An 18110-nucleotide genomic window follows, 5' to 3' on the forward strand; every position below is an offset into this window, starting at 1 on the left:
CGCAACCTTAGGATCAAAACGTTATCTATAGATAGTAATTTTGCTCAATAATAATGTATGAAATCCCTACTGATTCACTGTTTTGTATATCTCATGGCGTTTTTAGCGGCTATATGCGGACCTGAGGAAGATCCTCCAATTTCTATTAATACTAGTGTTCCCAATGCAATATCGGTTGATAATCAAAATAGAGAGTATTCTTTAAATGATACCTTATGGATTAATGTATCAATTCCTGTGAAAGTTGTTGACAGTAACAATGAACAGATAGATTTGTTTGAAATAACCAATAATCAAAATATAGTTGCTGATTTCTTTTTTTTCAATCAACAGTTACCTGAGGGAGAATCCAGCTTAATAATTGAAGAAGATGATATTGTTTCTTCAGATGAGGTCATCCCTTATGATAGTGGAAGAATTGTTTCTCTTATAACGAACTTATCTCAAGAGCAATATTCTGGTCGAGTTGGTATTATACTAAAGCAACCCGGATCATTTTATTTTGAATCAGGAGTTAATGAGCAGGTGACCTTCCATATTGATGGTCCCAATACAGGAGATCTGTATTACTCCATATTCATAATCTCCAATATCGAAGGAGAAGACGAATTAGGTAGATATAATTTTGTGGTAAACGAAGCGCTGTAATAGACAAGCTTATTTCTACTGATAACAGACTAATTTTATAGAAAACCTCACTTTTTAAGGATAAAAAATAGGGCATAAACGTGCTGGGTCGTATCTTTATAATTCCCAATTTTAATGCCTTAAATATGGATAATCTAGATGCAGCTAGGCTGCAAATGGCATTCACACTTATATTTCATATTGTATTTGCTTGTATTGGCATGGTGATGCCTTTTTTTATGGTTGTATCCCATAGAAAATGGCTAAAAACAAGAAATCCGATTTACTTAACACTTACTAAATCCTGGCAAAAAGGTGTTGCAATCTTTTTTGTAACAGGAGCGGTTTCAGGTACAGCCTTGTCATTTGAACTTGGTCTGTTATGGCCAGGTTTTATGGAACATGCAGGACCTATTATTGGGATGCCTTTTTCGTTAGAAGGCGCGGCGTTTTTTGTGGAGGCGATTGCATTAGGGTTTTACTTATATGGTTGGAATAAAATACCAGAAAAGTTTCATTGGTTTACAGGGATAATTGTCGGTTTGGCTGGAGTCGCCTCAGGGATTTTAGTGGTTTCTGCTAATGGTTGGATGAATGCCCCCTCAGGTTTTAATTTTGTTAATGGAGAGTTCTTGAATGTTGATCCGATCAAGGCATTATTAAATCCTGCATGGTTTACGCAAGCATTGCATATGACGTTGGCCGCATTTACGGCTACAGGATTTGCCGTTGCCGGTATTCATGCTTTTCAGATATTGAAAAAACGAAATGTAGAATTGCACAAGAAAGCTTTCAAAATTGCAATTACCTTTGGTGCAATTGCCGCAATTCTTCAACCAATCAGTGGTGATCTTTCTGCAAAAGATATCGCTGAAAGACAGCCGGTAAAGCTTGCAGCTATGGAGGCTCATTATGAGACTACTAAAGGGGCACCTCTTTATATTGGTGGTATTGTTGACACTGATAACAAGGAGGTGAACTATAAGATTGAAATACCCAAAGCTCTTTCTTTCCTCGCGTTTGGTGATTTTAATGCTGTGGTTAAAGGATTGAATGATTTTCCTGAAGATGAAATTCCAAATGTTGCTATTACCCATTATGCGTTTCAAATTATGGTAGGCCTAGGCACTATTTTGGCCCTTGCTGGGGTGTTGTTTTTTATTGGCATGTATAAAAAGAAAAACTGGTTTGCTAAGTCCAAATTTTGGTTACTATTTGTTCTTTTAGCACCTGCAGGCTTCATTGCCTTAGAAGCAGGTTGGATAGTGACAGAAGTAGGCCGGCAACCTTGGATTATTCATGGTGTTATGAAAACAAAAGACGCTGTTACTCCGGTTCCCGGCATAATCGTGAGCTTTTATATGTATTTGTGCCTCTACGTAACTCTTGCGATTGCTGTAAGTTGGTTAATGATACGCCAGATAAAGGCCTTAAACTTAAAAGAAGTTAGTTGATATGATTTATGTGGTTTTGTGTTTTTTGGCTATTTCTTTTTTGCTATATGTAATACTGGCGGGGGCTGATTTTGGAGCTGGGATTTTAGAACTATTTTCGTCAAAGAAAAATCAAGATATCACCAAAAAAACGGTATATCGGGTGATGGGGCCGGTTTGGGAAGCCAATCATATATGGATTATTTTGATGATCGTTATTTTATGGATAGCTTTTCCAAAGTACTATAATGTTTTAATGGTCTATCTTCATATTCCACTAACCTTGGTTTTATTAGGAATAACACTACGCGGAGTCGCGTTTGTATTTAGACACTATGATGCGTTCAAGGATAAATCTCAGCAGGTATATGATTGGATGTTTCGAATATCAAGTTTGCTGACACCCATATTCTTAGGATTAACTTTTGGAGCTTGCTTGTCAGGCAGAATCATCATAGGGGCTGATAATATGCAATTTAGTTTTCAAGAACTTTATATTAATGCTTGGTTCAATACTTTTTCAATATTGATCGGTATTTTCTTTGCTGCCTTATGTGCTTTTTTAGCATCGGTATTACTAATTGGTGAAGCCGATAAGAGTAATCGACCTGTATATGTTAGAAAAGCATTAATATCGACGGCTTTTGTAGTATTTGTGGGTTTTATAGTACTAGCAGTTGGCTATACAGATACGAATGGCTTTGTAAAAACGTTTTTCGCAAACAACTATGCAATATTAGTGGCAGCTATATCGGCAATTCTATTAATTCCTTTGTGGTGGTGTATTAAGAATGAGAAACGCGTGTTGAGTAGACTGCTTGCTGGATTTCAGGTGGTCTTCATATTGTTTGTACCCATTGTAACCCATTATCCTAATTTATTGTTTACCAATAAAGGGGTGCTAAGTATTACTGATAATATTGCGGTGCCTGCGGTGATTAATGTATTAGGTATTTCATTGCTCATAGGGGGACTAATTATTTTGCCTGGACTTTTTCATCTTTTTAAGTCATTTAAAATGATAAAGATTTTAGAAAGAGATTGATGTCAAGTACAGTAAAAAACTTCAAATATTTATTCTTATTTCTTTGTCATAATCAAAAACAAAATTATATTTGCACCCGCTAACGGAAAGAAGTTTATTTCTTAAGTTAGGGCGCGTAGCTCAGTTGGTTCAGAGCACTTGGTTTACACCCAAGGGGTCAGGGGTTCGAATCCCTTCGCGCCCACATCAAGTAGAATCCTGATACAGAAATGTGTCAGGATTTTTCTTTTTTAAATATATCAAGTTTACTTGGGTATATTTAAAAAAGAAAAAAGACTAGAATGCGTTAGCATTCTGAGGATTCTATTTGCAGTAGCGGTTTCGTCAAGGGATGTTTTGCGGAGCAAAAGAATCCCTATTAAACACACATTCTTCCTTGACTTAAAGGCCGTTACTGTCCTAACTTTTCGTGAAAAAGTATAAATAGGATCCTATTTGCAGTAGTGGTTTCGCTTTTGGATGTTTGCGCAACAACAGAATCTTTTTTCTAGGTTTCCTAAATATTCAAATGGCTTTGAAAAGCAACTTGCGATTATCTCCCTAAAAAAAATATAGGTCTTAACCCTTTTAAAAACAGCGGTTCTTGAATAAAATCAAAAAAAATATAAAAACAGGTAGGGTATTTGGGTAGGTAGTTGTTTTATATATGTAAATCGATAAGAAAGAAACACTGATTGAAAATGCCCCTTTCAACAGTAGGTTTCAAAAAAAATATAAAAACCGATTTTAGTGATGTTTGATCGGTTTTATTAAAATTTACATTAGGTTTTTGGTTGGGAAAAAAGGCTGTGTTTCTTCGGAGACGCGGCCTTTTTCATTTTAATGATTCAAATCATAGTAAATGTATAAGAATTAGTGTAAACTAACCCGATCGAAACCCGGGTATCGTTTTTTTGCTTTGAATAAACTCAAAATAAAAAACCTTTCGATACTAGAACACACTAGCACATATCATAGAATCTCTGCAACGACAAAAGTGCTACCACCAATAAAAATGAGGTCATTGTCTTTTACGGCTGTTTTTGCAGCTAAATATGCTTCCTCAACCGAGGGGTATTTATTTCCATTGAGTCCAATATTTCTTGCTTCCTTGTACAATTTATTTACGTCTAATGCTCTTGGAATACGGGCCGCGCAGAAATAGTATTGAGCTTCTTTTGGAAAAAGTGGGAGGATCTTGTTAAGGTTTTTATCTTTTACAACGCCCAGTACAATGTGGAGATGATTGTAAGGTTGTTCTCTTAATTGATCAAGTACTAAGCTTAATCCTTCTTTATTATGCGCTGTGTCGCAAATAACTGTCGGATTTTTTTGAAGTATTTGCCACCGACCTTGAAGCTTGGTGTTCTTAACGACGTTAAGCAAACCTTGTTTAATTTGTTTTTCAGAAATTTTGTATCCTTTTTGTTGTAACTGGTGAATAGTAGCTACTGCTGCCTTGCTATTTTTTTGTTGGTATGATCCTAGCAAATCCGTTTCATAATTTCTATCAACAGAATTTGAAGCAAGGACCATCAAAGAATTTGTTTTATTAGCCTTCTCCTCAAATACTGATATGGTTTCTTTTTGCAATTCGCTAATGACCACCGGAATATTTCGCTTGATAATTCCTGCTTTTTCAGTAGCAATGGCCTTTAAGGTATTTCCTAAGTATGCCGTGTGATCATAGCCAATATTGGTAATAACGGATACTTCTGGCGTTATAATATTTGTCGAATCCAAGCGGCCTCCAAGTCCAACTTCAATTATCGCGATATCAACCCTTTGTTTTGCAAAATAATTGAATGCCATTCCTACTGTCATTTCAAAAAACGATAGTGGGTGACACTCAAAAAAATCCCAGTTGCGTTTAACAAACCCTATTACAAATTGCTTGCTGACCATTTTACCATTTATTCGGATTCGCTCTCTAAAATCTTTTAAATGAGGTGATGTGTATAGTCCAACTTTGTAACCAGCTTCTTGTAATATAGAGGCGATCATATGACTTGTTGAGCCCTTTCCATTGGTGCCGCCTACATGAATTGTTTTGAATGTTGAGTGTGGATTTTCTAAATGATCATCCAACAGTTGAATGTTAGACAGATCGGCTTTGTATGCAACTTTCCCCACTTTTTGGTACATGGGAAGTTGGTTAAATAACCAGTGGATTGTTTCTTGATAGGTAGGATACTGTTTCAAACTTGTATAAAAGTTTACACAGCTAAATTACTCAGTAAGTTTAAAATTGTAAATTATTTTTCCGACTTGTTTGTCAGGTGCATTGCTATCAGATTCCCACCGTGTTTTTAATGCTGCCGCCTTGGCTTTGTCCAATAGGCATGCAGCGCTATTGGTAGTGCCCCTTGCTCCTGCGGTAGCACTTATCACCTTACCGCTTCTGTTAACAGATATAGAGACTACAACTATGCCTTCTTCATTGCATATATATTCTGGTTTTGGTCTTGATAATGGAGCTCTACCACCTAGTTGGTAGTTACCTCCTCTGCCGCTTCCTGCTTTGCCATAATATCCGCTAGCATTGGGATCACCGGTTTCTTTTCCTTTATCACCAGCTGTATTGTCGTTGCCTTCACTGCCAGAATCTGTCCCGTCTGAATTGGTGACACCACCTAAGAGCGCATCCAATTTTTTCTTTTTAGCATCTTGCTCTGCTTTCGCCTTTGCGATAGCAGCTTGACGTTCACGCTCCTTGCGTTCGGCTTCTTCACGCTCTTTACGTTCAGCCTCAGCTTTTGCTTTTCGTTCTGCCGCCTCGGCGAGTTTTTTTGCTTCTTCTGCTTTTTTAAGAGCAATCGCTTCTTCTTGTTCTTGGGTAAGAACGTTTTCTGCTTTTGTGGTTTCTGCAGCTTTTGCAGGCTCACTCTGTTTGATCTCTTCTTTGGGTTTTATTTCTTCGACCTTTTCGGGTTCAGAAATTTTAGGAGTAGGAGCCTGTCTTATTTTTTGTTTGGGCTGTTTTCTACCGCTCCCAAAATCGGTAGTACCAAAATTCACTTCCATTCCATATTCAACAGGAATGTCATCTGGATCTAAGGTGACGTAGAAAAACAATAAAAACAAAATGAGAATACCAATAACTGTTGTAATGGCTGCTGATTGCTTTTCGTATTTTGTTTTAAATCCTCTCATTTTTTATTTTAAACACAACCCTTTCATGTCCAGGGAGGCTTTTGATCCAAAGTCATATGTTATAAAAGGAACACTCAATTTTCTTGCCAGATTTTCATAGTTTTCGGGACAGTTTAATTGTTAACTAAACTCACTTCGGCTTTACAGCAAGAATTACTTTGAACTTATTTCTATTTGCAATGTCCATTACCCGAACTACGTTTTGAACAGGTACCGATTCTTCTGCGCGTAAAACGATATTTTTATTTTCTACATTACTCAATGCCTCAATCAAGGCGCTTTCCAGTCTACTAGTGCGCACTTTCTTCTGATCTATATAAAAATCTAAATTTTTAGTGATGCTTACCGCAACTGATTTTTTATTCTCGGTTTTACCCTTTGCTTCTGGAAGAAGAATATCAATGGCACTAGTTGTGGCCAGGGTAGAAGCAAGCATAAAAAAGATCAGCAGTAGGAATACAATATCCGTCATTGATGACATATTGAATTCTGGCGTTACTTTGTTTTGTCCTCTAATATTCATACTAAGCAGGTTCTTCTAATAAATCAAGAAATTCTACAGAGTTTGCCTCCATTCTATATACCACTTTAGTCGTTCTTGTTACCAAATGGTTATACGCTATATATCCTATAATACCAACAATTAATCCAGCAACAGTAGTGGTCATTGCGGTATATAATCCGCCAGAAAGTATTTGTATGTCAATTCCTGTTGATGAATTTGCTAAGTTGAAAATAGAGATGATCATCCCAATTACGGTTCCTAAAAACCCAATCATAGGAGCAGCACCTGAGATGGTAGCAAGGATGCTTACATTTTTCTCCAATTTATAAACTTCTAATCGTCCTGCATTTTCAATAGCAGTGTTAATATCAGACAACGGTTTTCCAATTCGGTTTAATCCTTTTGCAATAAGCCTGGATACAGGCGAATCTTCCTGTGCGCACAAAATAAGCGCTGCATCAATTTTACCACTGCTAACATGATCCTTTATCTGATTCATAAAATTAGGATCTACTTTTGATGCTGCTTTAATAGCTAAAATGCGTTCAAAATAGATATAGCAGGCAAACAGTAGTAATACAAAAAGGATGAGAATAATGATTTGACCTGAGGTCTCACCTTCACTAATAAGTTCAATGATCGATAGTGATTTCTGATCAGTACCAGTTTCTTCCAATACTTTTTTTGCACTATCTTGAATAATAGTTGTTAGCATTATATAGTTTTATATTATCTATTACGTATAACGCCTATATATTCACAAAAGTATATGACGATTTTTATAAGAAGAAAATTACTCCTGCTAAGCCAACACCACCTAAAACTATGGTGTACGGAAGTGCCATTTTTACCATTTTACCATACGATAATTTGATTAAAGGTGCCAATGATGAAGTCAACAGAAATAAAAAGGCTGCTTGACCATTAGGTGTCGCTACACTTGGTAAATTTGTACCTGTATTAATTGCAATGGCTAATTTTTCGAACTGTTCTCTATCAATTATACCATTTTGAAAGGCTTGTTGTACTTCTCCTATATACACCGTGGCAACAAATACATTATCGCTAATCATCGACAAAATACCATTTGCAGCATAGAACATCGAAGGTTGTTGCGAAACTGGTAGTTCTAGCGCCCAATCAATAATTGGTTTAAATAAGTGTTGGTCATGAATCATCGCAACAATTACGAAAAAGACCACTAATAAGCCAGTAAATGGAAGCGCTTCTTCAAAGGCAGGGCCTAAGCTATGCTCTTCAGTGATTCCCATAAATGCAGTTTGTACAATAATAAGACCTAATCCAATAAAACCTACGGGTGCTATGTGAAGTGCTAACCCAGCAATTAACAAAATGGCCGAAATTCCCTGTATAATAAGTCCAAAGCGTTCGCGTTCCGTTCGTTTTTCATCTTCTTCTTCGGTGTATTTTTCAATAATTCTTCTAGCCACATCCGGCATTTTTTCACCAAAACCAAAAGTTTTAGTTTTTTCTAAGAATACCGTTGTAAGAAGACCAGCTCCTAGGACCGGTAGTGTAATAGGCATCATTTGTAAGAAAAACTGGATAAAATCCCAACCCATTCGTTCTCCTATCAATAAGTTCTGTGGCTCACCCACCAAAGTACAAACACCCCCTAAAGCGGTACCTACTACGCCGTGCATTACCAAACTCCTTAAAAAGCTTCTAAACTTTTCTAAAGTTTCTCCGCTTAGTGCTTTTCTATCTAAAATGTTATCCTCATCATAATCAGCAGTTGCGCTCGAATGTATTTTGTGATATACCCCATAAAAACCGACAGCAACACTTATTAATACCGCAGTAACCGTTAGTGCATCTAAAAAGGCAGATAACACTGCTGCTAGAAAAACAAATAACAAAGACAGTACTAGCTTTGATTTTATCTTGGTAAATGCTTTACTAAAAATGAACATTAGTAACGGTTTCATAAAATAAATACCCGCTACCATGAATACAAGAAGTAATACAACTTCTAAATTTTGATCTACTTCATGATAAGCAGCTTCAGGGCTTGTAAGGCCAAGTGCTAATACCTGTATGGCTAATAATCCGCCTGATTGTAAAGGATAACACTTAAGGGCCATGGCCAAGGTGAAAATAAACTCACCAATAAAAATCCAAGCGGTAATTGTTTTTCCCAGTACAAAAAATGAAAGAATGTTGAAAATGATAAATCCAATCATGGTTAGTTTGAACCATCTTGGGCTATTGCCTAGGAAACTTTTGAACATAGTCAGTTGGTTTATGAAAATCTAAATTAGTTGTTTTAATGCAATTTCGAAAGCGGTGCTACTTATATTTGTTTTTGAGCTATTCGTCTCAAAGGCATTTTGAATGGCTTGTTTAATGATTTGTTCGGTATCATTGAATATAGCTTCATCGGTCATTTGAACTTTTCGTTCCATAAAATAAGCAAATACCCGCGCCATTCCACAGTTAGAAATAAAATCAGGGATTAAACTTACCCGCTCATCAGTATATTCCATAATGGGGCCAAAGAAAATCTCCTTATCCGCAAAAGGTACATTGGCGCCGCATGAAATGACTTCTAATCCAGAATTGATCATTTGAGATATTTGATCTTTAGTTATGAGTCTTGATGCGGCACAAGGAGCAAATATCTCAGTATGTAACCCCCAAATACGTTTATTAATGTCATTAAAGGGAATCATGTTTTCTGCTACCAAAGTGTTACCATCTTTGTTTAGGAAAAGCTGCGTAATTTCTTCAAAGGAAAAGCCATCTTCATTAATTATACCACCAACACGATCTATAATTCCAACAACCTTTGCGCCCATTTGAGCTAAATAAAAAGCTGCAGCAGAACCGACGTTACCAAAGCCTTGTACTATTGCTTTTTTACCTTTGATAGTACCCCCATATATGTCGTAATAGTTTTTAGCTGCTACAGCAACACCATATCCAGTGATCATATCAGCAACAGTATATTTTCTGTCAACATCAGGAGAGAATATTGGGTTCTCAATTACTTTGATAACTCCTTGTCTTAGTTGACCAATTCTATTGATTTTATCAGCTTCAGTAGGTTTAAAATGGCCATTAAAAACACCTTCTTGTGGGTGCCATACGCCCGAAGCTTCCGTAATAGGAATCACCTCATGTATCTCGTCAACATTTAGATCACCGCCAGTACCGTAGTAGCTTTTAAGTAAAGGGGAAACAGCCTTATACCAGCGTTTCAAAACACCTTCTTTACGAGGATCAGCGGGATCGAAGTTGATGCCAGATTTAGCGCCTCCAATGGCAGGTCCAGATACAGTAAATTTCACTTCCATTGTTTTCGCAAGTGAGAGCACTTCATTTTTATCTAGGCCTACTCGCATACGAGTGCCACCACCTGCAGCGCCGCCCCGCAGCGAATTAATTACTGTCCAGCCCTCAGCTTCTGTCTCAGCATCATTCCAGTGGAAAACGATCTCTGGTGATTTATCTTCGAATTTTTGTAAAAGTTCTTTCATTTAGTTTTAAGTTAATTTGAATAAATAGAAAAGTAGTACTGTCGAAATAGTGTAAATAGATCCCCAAGTGGGGTTAAAGCTGATCCATATTTTCAAATTAATTACATGAAGAATGATGCAAATATATAAAACTATAAAACGAGGTTTCAACTCATTTTTAAGAATAACCAAGATACCAGTGTTTTAACGTTTTCGTTAAACAAAAGCAAGGTTTAAAAATGAGATTTTTAAATTGAAATTTAGGTTTTAAAAGGTATCTTTGCACCACTTTTTAAAATAGAAATAAAGACGTATTTAAATGGATTTTAATTTAACTGAAGAACATATAATGATTCGCGACGCCGCGCGCGATTTTGCAAAGGCGGAATTACTTGATGGTGTCATCGAACGTGACAATGAACAACGTTTTCCTACAGAACAGATTAAGAAAATGGGAGAGCTTGGCTTTTTGGGAATGATGGCTTCTACCGAATACGGTGGTGGCGGTATGGATACACTTTCATATGTATTGGCGATGGAAGAGATATCAAAGATCGATGCATCAGCCTCGGTAGTTATGTCAGTTAATAATTCATTAGTTTGTTGGGGTCTAGATACCTACGGTTCGCCAGAGCAAAAAGAAAAGTACCTTACTAAATTAACTACGGGCGAATCAATTGGGGCATTTTGCTTATCAGAACCAGAAGCTGGAAGTGATGCAACTTCTCAAAAGACAACAGCGATTGATAAAGGAGATCACTATATCTTAAATGGTACTAAAAACTGGATCACCAATGGAGGTACTTCAGATTTTTATTTGGTAATTGCCCAAACAGATCGGGAAAAGAAACATAGAGGGATTAATGCTTTTATTGTTGAAAAAGGTTGGGAAGGTTTTGAAATCGGACCAAAGGAAGATAAATTAGGAATAAGAGGTAGTGATACCCACTCACTGATTTTTAATGATGTAAAAGTCCCAAAAGAAAATAGAATTGGAGAAGACGGTTTCGGATTCAAGTTCGCAATGAAAACCTTGGCTGGAGGACGAATTGGTATTGCTGCACAGGCATTAGGAATTGCAGCCGGAGCCTATGAATTAGCCAAAAAATATTCAAAGGAACGAAAGGCGTTTGGCACTGAAATTATGAATCACCAGGCGATTGCTTTTAAACTAGCCGATATGCATACGCAAATTGAAGCGGCAAGAATGTTGGTGTATAAGGCAGCACGTGATAAAGATAACCATGAAAATTACGATCTTTCTGGAGCGATGGCGAAGCTTTATGCTTCGCAAGTAGCCATGGAAGTTACCGTAGAAGCTGTTCAGGTACATGGGGGCAATGGTTTTGTTAAAGAGTATCATGTAGAGCGTTTAATGCGTGATGCTAAGATTACACAAATTTATGAGGGGACTTCTGAAATTCAGAAAATCGTTATTTCAAGAGCAATCTTGAAAGAATAAAATCGTACTAATCATGAAATAGAAACCCTAACCTAATGGTTAGGGTTTTTTCATTTATAAATTTATTTGATACCTTACCAATACAAACAATACTACCATTAATCGATTGTAAATTATGCTAAACCTATCAGTATTACTTGAAGACAGCGCACGTAAGTTTTCAAATAAAACAGCTTTCACATTTATGGATACTAGCTTGAGTTTTTCTCAAGTAAATACTGCAGCTAATCAAGTAGCAAATGGTTTGGTTGATAAAGGAATTAAGCCTGGAGATAAAGTGGCCTTAAGTTGCTTTAATCTGCCTTATTTTCCAATAATTTATAATGGTATTTTAAAAGCAGGGGCGGTCGTTGTTCCACTAAGCGTATTACTGAAAACCGATGAGATACAATACCATCTTGAAAATAGTGATGCAAAGGCCTATTTCTGTTTTATTGGTAGTGATGAGCTTCCTATGGGGAAAATGGGTTATCAGGCATTTGATGCTACTCAAGACTGTAGACATTTTTTTACTATTATGCCAAAACCTGAAATGCAATCAGCAATAGAAAATACTGAAACTTTGGGGTCATTAATGCAAGGTCAATCTCCAGAGTTTGATACGGTAGCAACAAAAGCAAGCGATACAGCCGTAATCGTGTATACTTCCGGAACTACAGGTAGGCCAAAAGGAGCAGAATTGACACATTCCAACCTGATGCAGAATACAATTTTATGCGCTGATCTTTTTAATACAACCCAAAATGATAAAATGCTAATTGTGTTGCCGTTGTTTCACATTTTTGCCATGACAGTACAGATGAACGTGAGTATTTACAAAGGAGTTACTTCCATATTACTACCTCGTTTTGAAGCGAAAACTGTTTTAGAGTTATTAGAAAAGCACGAAATCACATTTTTTGCAGGAGTGCCAACGATGTATTGGGGGCTTAATAGTTACTTAGATGCAAATAAAAGAGACTTGAGTGCGATAACCAAAAAGTTGAGAATGTGTGTCTCTGGAGGAGCTTCTTTACCCGTTGCAGTACTCGATAAATTCGAAGCCCATTTTAATGTTAAAATTCTTGAGGGATACGGCATGTCAGAAGGTTCGCCAGTAGTGTCTTTTAATCAATTTGATGTGGGAAGAAAAGCAGGCTCCATTGGTACACCTGTTTGGGGCGTGCAAATTAAAGTTGTCGATGACAAAGGTATAGAACTTCCTGAAGGAGAAAAAGGTCAGTTGGTTTACAAAGGTCACAACGTGATGAAAGGCTATTATAATAATCCTCAAGCTACCAAAAATGCTATCAAAGACGGGTGGTTGCAATCAGGTGATATAGCCCTTAAAGATGAAGATGGATTTTTCTTTATTGTTGATAGAACCAAAGATATGATCATTAGGGGCGGACTTAATGTATACCCTAGGGAAGTTGAGGAAGTGATGATGAAGCACCCTGCTATTTCAATGGTTGCTGTTGTTGGTATTCCGGATGAAAAAATGGGAGAAGAAATTAAGGCTCATGTCGTGCTAAATGACGGAGCTGAACTTAGCGCAGAGACACTTTCAGAATGGACAAAGGAAAAAATAGCTTCATACAAATATCCTCGTGTTATTGAATTTGCCAAGTCGCTACCAATGAGTGCTACCGGTAAAATATTGAAAAAAGAACTTCGCAAACTATGATTCTATTTGGCTGTTCGGCTTTTTCATTTTATGAAGTGTTATAAAATTTTGTTTTGACTTTATTAAAGTGATATCCTTAACTCGCTAATTGAAAAATAGATTTAACTCATTATCAATTTCAAAATTTACCCCCCTGTAAAATGGTGATTTTTCATTATTGATATCCTTTTTTTACTAACAATACATTTTAGTCAACGAAGTGATCTAATCGTTAAAATATTGTTATCCATTCTTGTATTTTCGTTTAAAATGTGCAAAATGAAGCTCGAAAAACAGGGGTTGTATTTACCGGAATTTGAACACGATAATTGTGGTGCAGGATTTATTTGTAGCCTAGAAGGGAAAAAGTCAAATGATATTATTCATAAGGCGCTTGAAATTCTAGAAAAACTGGAACATAGAGGTGCTGTAAGTGCTGATGGTAAAACTGGTGATGGGGCTGGAATTTTAGTTGATATTCCACATGAATTTTTTGTGGATGAATGTGACTTTAAGCTTCCGGAATTTGGTCAGTATGCTGTGAGCAATGTTTTCTTACCAAAAAAAGAAAATCAACGTAACTTTTGTATCGATGTATTTGAAAAACACATAGCAGCTAAAGGTTTACACCTTATCGGCTGGAGAGATGTACCAGTAAAACCGGCGCATATTGGTGCTATTGCTGCAACTACGGAGCCTTTTATAAAGCAAATATTTATAGGAAAAGAAAATGTTGATCAAGACGATTTTCAATTTAATTTAAAACTGTTCATAGCCAGAAAACTAACTGAACATGAAATTTACGGTTCAAAATTATCTGAGTCTGATTTCTTCTACTTACCAAGTCTTTCAACTAAAACCTTAATTTTTAAAGGCCTTTTATTGCCTGAAGATATTAAACTGTACTATAGTGATCTGCTAGATCCACGTGTTGTAACAAGACTGGCATTAGTACATCAGCGTTTTTCAACTAACACCTTCCCGACGTGGGATCTCGCTCAGCCTTTTCGATATATGTGCCACAACGGTGAGATTAATACGTTGAGAGGTAATATTACTAGAATGCGCTCTAGAGAAGAATTGTTAGAAAGTGATTGGTTTGGTAATGATATTAAAAAAATACTACCCGTAGTGCTCCCTAAAAAGTCAGACTCAGCTTCTATGGATATGGTAGTCGAATTATTGTTAATGACAGGTCGGTCACTACCAGAGGTAATGATGATGTTGGTGCCTGAAGCATGGGAGAAAAATCCTGATATGTCGGATTCAAAACGAGCGTTTTACGAATATAATTCTTGCGGGATGGAGCCTTGGGATGGCCCGGCCTCTATACCATTTACCGATGGTAACTATATTGGAGCTGTTTTAGATCGAAATGGCTTACGACCATCTCGCTACTCGGTCACGAAGGATGGATATGTGATCATGTCGTCAGAAACTGGGGTTGTTGATATTGCTCCTGATAATGTTGCTAGCCATGGTCGACTAGAGCCTGGACGAATGTTCTTAGTGAATATGGAAGAGGGTCGTATTGTAAATGATCAAGAAGTTAAAGAGGCTATTGCTTCTAAGCACCCCTACAGAAAATGGTTAGACAAAAACCTTGTTCATTTAAAAGATATACCCTACAACGATTGTCCGCTCTTTTTAGACGAAGCTCCGCTTGAGAAACGTCAAACAGTTTTTGGTTATACCCAAGAAGATATTAATACCATTATTCTTCCAATGGCCAAAACCGGAAAAGAACCTATTGGTTCTATGGGCTCTGATACCCCAATTGCTGTATTGTCAGAAAGACCGCAACTGGTTTATAATTATTTTAAACAACTTTTCGCCCAAGTTACCAACCCACCCTTAGATGGTATTCGCGAAGAGTTAATTACTGATATTAGCCTTACTTTGGGATCAGATCACAACATTTTTGACTTAAGTGAAGCACATTGTAAAAAACTTAAAATTCAAAATCCCGTAATCTCTAAAGAAGACCTTGATAAGATAAAAAGCTATCAAAATCTAGACTTTAAGGTGACCTCTATTCCTATTTTATATGATGCGAAAAAGGGATTGAACGGATTAGAGGAAGCACTCGATGCAGTTTTGAAACAAACCTCTAAGGCAATTGATGAAGGGACTAATATTCTTATTTTATCTGATAGAAATGTAAGTGAAGATAAGGCGCCAATTCCTGCATTATTAGCTTGTTCTTTTGTCAACAGCGGATTGCAAAAAATAGGAAAACGCTCTAGAATGAGTATTATCTTAGAATCTGCAGAACCGAGAGAGGTACATCATTTTGCTTTGTTATTTGGGTATGGCGCGAGTGCCATCAACCCATATATGGTTAATGAAACTATTTCAAAGCAAATTGAAGAAGGTAATTTAGAGGGAGTCACTTTTAATGAAGCAATAAAAAATTATAACAAAGCGGTTGGCAAAGGTATTTTAAAGGTGATGAATAAAATTGGTATTTCTACTTTAAATTCCTACCGAAGCTCACAATTGTTTGAGTGTATTGGTTTAAATACAATTACTGTTGATAAGTACTTTCCCAATACTCCAACACGCATTGAAGGAATTGGTTTATACGAATTGGAACGTGAGATTACCAAACGTCATCATAAGGCATATGGTGCATCCAATGTTGCTGCAAGCCTAGATTTAGAAGCCGGTGGGGAGTATCGTTGGAGACGAAATGGAGAGAAACATATGTTCAACCCGTTAACGGTTGCAAAACTTCAAGATTCCGTTAGACGAAATGATCCTAAGTCATATAAGGAATACTCAGCTTTGGTGAATGACCAAGCAAAGAATTTGATGACTATTCGCGGTTTGTTTGAGTTTTCTAATTACGATCCAATTCCTTTAGAAGAAGTCGAACCGTGGACAGAGATTGTAAAGCGTTTTAAAACTGGGGCGATGTCCTATGGTTCCATCAGTAAAGAAGCACACGAAAACCTTGCAGTTGCAATGAACCGGATTGGTGGTAAAAGTAACTCTGGCGAGGGTGGTGAAAATGCAGAGCGTTTTTACAAAGACGCCACCGGCGATTGGCGTAACAGTGCTATTAAGCAGGTCGCTTCGGGTCGATTTGGTGTTACGTCTAATTATTTGACCAATGCTCAAGAGATTCAAATTAAAATGGCTCAAGGAGCAAAACCCGGAGAGGGAGGGCAATTACCTGGGCCAAAGGTAAACCCCGAGATTGCTAAAACAAGAAATTCAACTCCATATGTTGGGCTAATTTCTCCACCACCGCATCACGATATCTATTCAATTGAAGATTTATCGCAATTAATCTACGATTTAAAGTCGGCCAACCGCGAAGCGCGAATCAACGTGAAATTGGTAAGTGAAGTGGGTGTAGGAACTGTTGCGGCTGGGGTAGCAAAAGCAAAAGCTGATGTGGTCTTAATATCTGGTTTTGATGGTGGTACGGGTGCATCGCCTTTAACCTCTTTAAAACACGCTGGATTGCCTTGGGAACTTGGTATTGCTGAAGCACAGCAAACACTAGTGATGAACGATCTACGAAGTCGAGTGGTGGTTGAGGTTGACGGTCAGTTAAAAACGGGACGTGATGTTGCGATTGCATGCTTGTTAGGAGCAGAAGAATTCGGATTTGCAACGGCACCTCTAGTAGCATCGGGTTGTATTATGATGCGCGTATGTCATTTAAATACTTGTCCGGTTGGTATTGCTACTCAAAATCCTGAGCTTAGAAAGAAATTTAAAGGCAAGCCTGAGCATGTAGTTAATTATATGTATTTCGTCGCTGAAGAATTACGTCAAATTATGGCGAAACTAGGATTTAGAACGGTAGATGAAATGGTAGGGCAAGTGCAGAAACTAGATCGTAAAAAAGCCATTGAGCACTATAAAGCTGCAGGAATTGACTTAACACCAATTTTACATCAACCGATTGTTCATGAAGGTGTTGATATTTATAATACACAAAAACAAGACCATCAATTGTCGAAATCCATTGATTTTGATATTATAGAACAAGCGCATCCAGCGTTATTCAGAAAAGAAAAAACAACGCTTGATCTTAAAATTACCAATACAGATAGAGCCGTAGGCGCGATTTTGAGCAATGAGATATCTAAGATATACGGTGCGCAAGGCTTACCAGAAAATACATTAAAACTGAATTTTACTGGGGCCGCAGGACAAAGTTTTGGAGCATTCGCTACCAAAGGTCTAACAATGATTGTTAATGGTAATACCAATGACTATATCGGTAAAGGATTATCGGGGGCAAAATTAATTGTAAAGGTACCGGAAGAATCGACCATTGTTCCTGAAGACAATATTATTATCGGTAACGTTGCGCTATATGGAGCAACAGCGGGAGAGGTCTTTATTAACGGTAAGGCGGGAGAACGTTTTTGTGTTCGTAATTCAGGAGCTACAGCGGTTGTTGAAGGTATCGGTGACCATGGTTGCGAATATATGACGGGGGGTATAGCAGTAATTTTAGGAAAAACAGGACGTAATTTTGGCGCAGGAATGAGCGGTGGTATCGCTTATGTATTTGATGAAGATGGAACTTTTGAAAAGCAGTGTAATAAAGAAACCTTGAACCTTCTTGCGGTAGAAGGTGAAGATAAAACTGAATTAAAAGCCCACGTGGAAAATCATTTTAATGCAACAATGAGTCCACTTGCGCAACGAATTTTAGAAAATTGGGAAGCCGTACTGCCAAAATTTATAAAAGTATTCCCTGAAGAATACCGCCAGGCATTAAAACGATTAGAAGAAGATAAATTGCAAACAGCTTAA

The 18110-nt window shown here is 37.3% G+C and carries 12 protein-coding genes and 1 tRNA gene; 7 read left to right on the top strand and 6 right to left on the bottom strand.

The genetic code is table 11. The features are described from left to right. The first annotated feature begins 57 nt into the window (after nt 1–57). From ABN763_RS10440 to ABN763_RS10455, 4 genes are all read left to right on the top strand, one after another. A complete protein-coding gene (locus ABN763_RS10440; RefSeq protein WP_410485406.1) occupies nt 58–648 on the top strand; it encodes a hypothetical protein in 591 nt (196 codons plus the stop codon). 125 nt (nt 649–773) lie between these two features. After that, entirely contained in the window at nt 774–2081 is a 1308-nt protein-coding gene (locus ABN763_RS10445; RefSeq protein ID WP_410485407.1) for a cytochrome ubiquinol oxidase subunit I, read from the top strand. Nucleotide 2082: 1 nt separating this feature from the next. Next, nucleotides 2083–3105 carry a cytochrome d ubiquinol oxidase subunit II gene (locus tag ABN763_RS10450; RefSeq protein WP_410485408.1) on the top strand — a complete coding sequence of 341 codons (1023 nt, stop codon included), beginning with the start codon at nt 2083–2085 and terminating at the stop codon, nt 3103–3105. 109 nt (nt 3106–3214) lie between these two features. Continuing rightward, a tRNA-Val gene (locus ABN763_RS10455) sits at nt 3215–3289 on the top strand. Nucleotides 3290–4056: 767 nt separating this feature from the next. Here the strand turns inward: ABN763_RS10455 and ABN763_RS10460 are convergent. The 6 genes from ABN763_RS10460 to ABN763_RS10485 all read right to left on the bottom strand — a co-directional run bounded on the left by ABN763_RS10460 (nt 4057) and on the right by ABN763_RS10485 (nt 10242). After that, the gene (locus ABN763_RS10460; protein ID WP_410485825.1) at nt 4057–5229 is read right to left on the bottom strand and encodes a bifunctional folylpolyglutamate synthase/dihydrofolate synthase; all 1173 of its coding nucleotides are present in this window, start codon (nt 5227–5229) and stop codon (nt 4057–4059) included. A gap of 84 nt (nt 5230–5313) precedes the next feature. After that, on the bottom strand, nt 5314–6237 hold the full coding sequence (locus ABN763_RS10465) for an energy transducer TonB (RefSeq protein ID WP_410485409.1): 924 nt from the start codon (nt 6235–6237) through the stop codon (nt 5314–5316). Nucleotides 6238–6367: 130 nt separating this feature from the next. Further along, complete coding sequence (locus ABN763_RS10470; RefSeq protein ID WP_410485410.1) at nt 6368–6760, bottom strand: ExbD/TolR family protein; 393 nt, start codon at nt 6758–6760, stop codon at nt 6368–6370. A gap of 1 nt (nt 6761) precedes the next feature. Beyond that, the gene (locus tag ABN763_RS10475) at nt 6762–7457 is read right to left on the bottom strand and encodes a MotA/TolQ/ExbB proton channel family protein (protein ID WP_410485411.1); all 696 of its coding nucleotides are present in this window, start codon (nt 7455–7457) and stop codon (nt 6762–6764) included. Nucleotides 7458–7521: 64 nt separating this feature from the next. Next, a complete protein-coding gene (gene nhaB / locus ABN763_RS10480; RefSeq protein ID WP_410485412.1) occupies nt 7522–8994 on the bottom strand; it encodes a sodium/proton antiporter NhaB in 1473 nt (490 codons plus the stop codon). 21 nt (nt 8995–9015) lie between these two features. Beyond that, nucleotides 9016–10242 carry a Glu/Leu/Phe/Val dehydrogenase dimerization domain-containing protein gene (locus ABN763_RS10485; RefSeq protein WP_410485413.1) on the bottom strand — a complete coding sequence of 409 codons (1227 nt, stop codon included), beginning with the start codon at nt 10240–10242 and terminating at the stop codon, nt 9016–9018. A gap of 298 nt (nt 10243–10540) precedes the next feature. Between ABN763_RS10485 and ABN763_RS10490 the strand changes: the two genes are divergently transcribed. The 3 genes from ABN763_RS10490 (at nt 10541) to gltB (ending at nt 18110) form a co-directional block, all read left to right on the top strand. After that, entirely contained in the window at nt 10541–11683 is a 1143-nt protein-coding gene (locus tag ABN763_RS10490; RefSeq protein ID WP_410485414.1) for an acyl-CoA dehydrogenase, read from the top strand. A 115-nt stretch (nt 11684–11798) separates the two neighbouring features. Then, nucleotides 11799–13349: a long-chain-fatty-acid--CoA ligase gene (locus tag ABN763_RS10495; protein WP_410485415.1), complete on the top strand. Its 1551-nt coding sequence runs from the start codon at nt 11799–11801 to the stop codon at nt 13347–13349. A 258-nt stretch (nt 13350–13607) separates the two neighbouring features. Continuing rightward, nucleotides 13608–18110 carry a glutamate synthase large subunit gene (gene gltB / locus ABN763_RS10500; protein ID WP_410485416.1) on the top strand — a complete coding sequence of 1501 codons (4503 nt, stop codon included), beginning with the start codon at nt 13608–13610 and terminating at the stop codon, nt 18108–18110.

The organism is Spongiivirga sp. MCCC 1A20706, from assembly GCF_046524175.1.
Lineage (GTDB): Bacteria > Bacteroidota > Bacteroidia > Flavobacteriales > Flavobacteriaceae > Spongiivirga.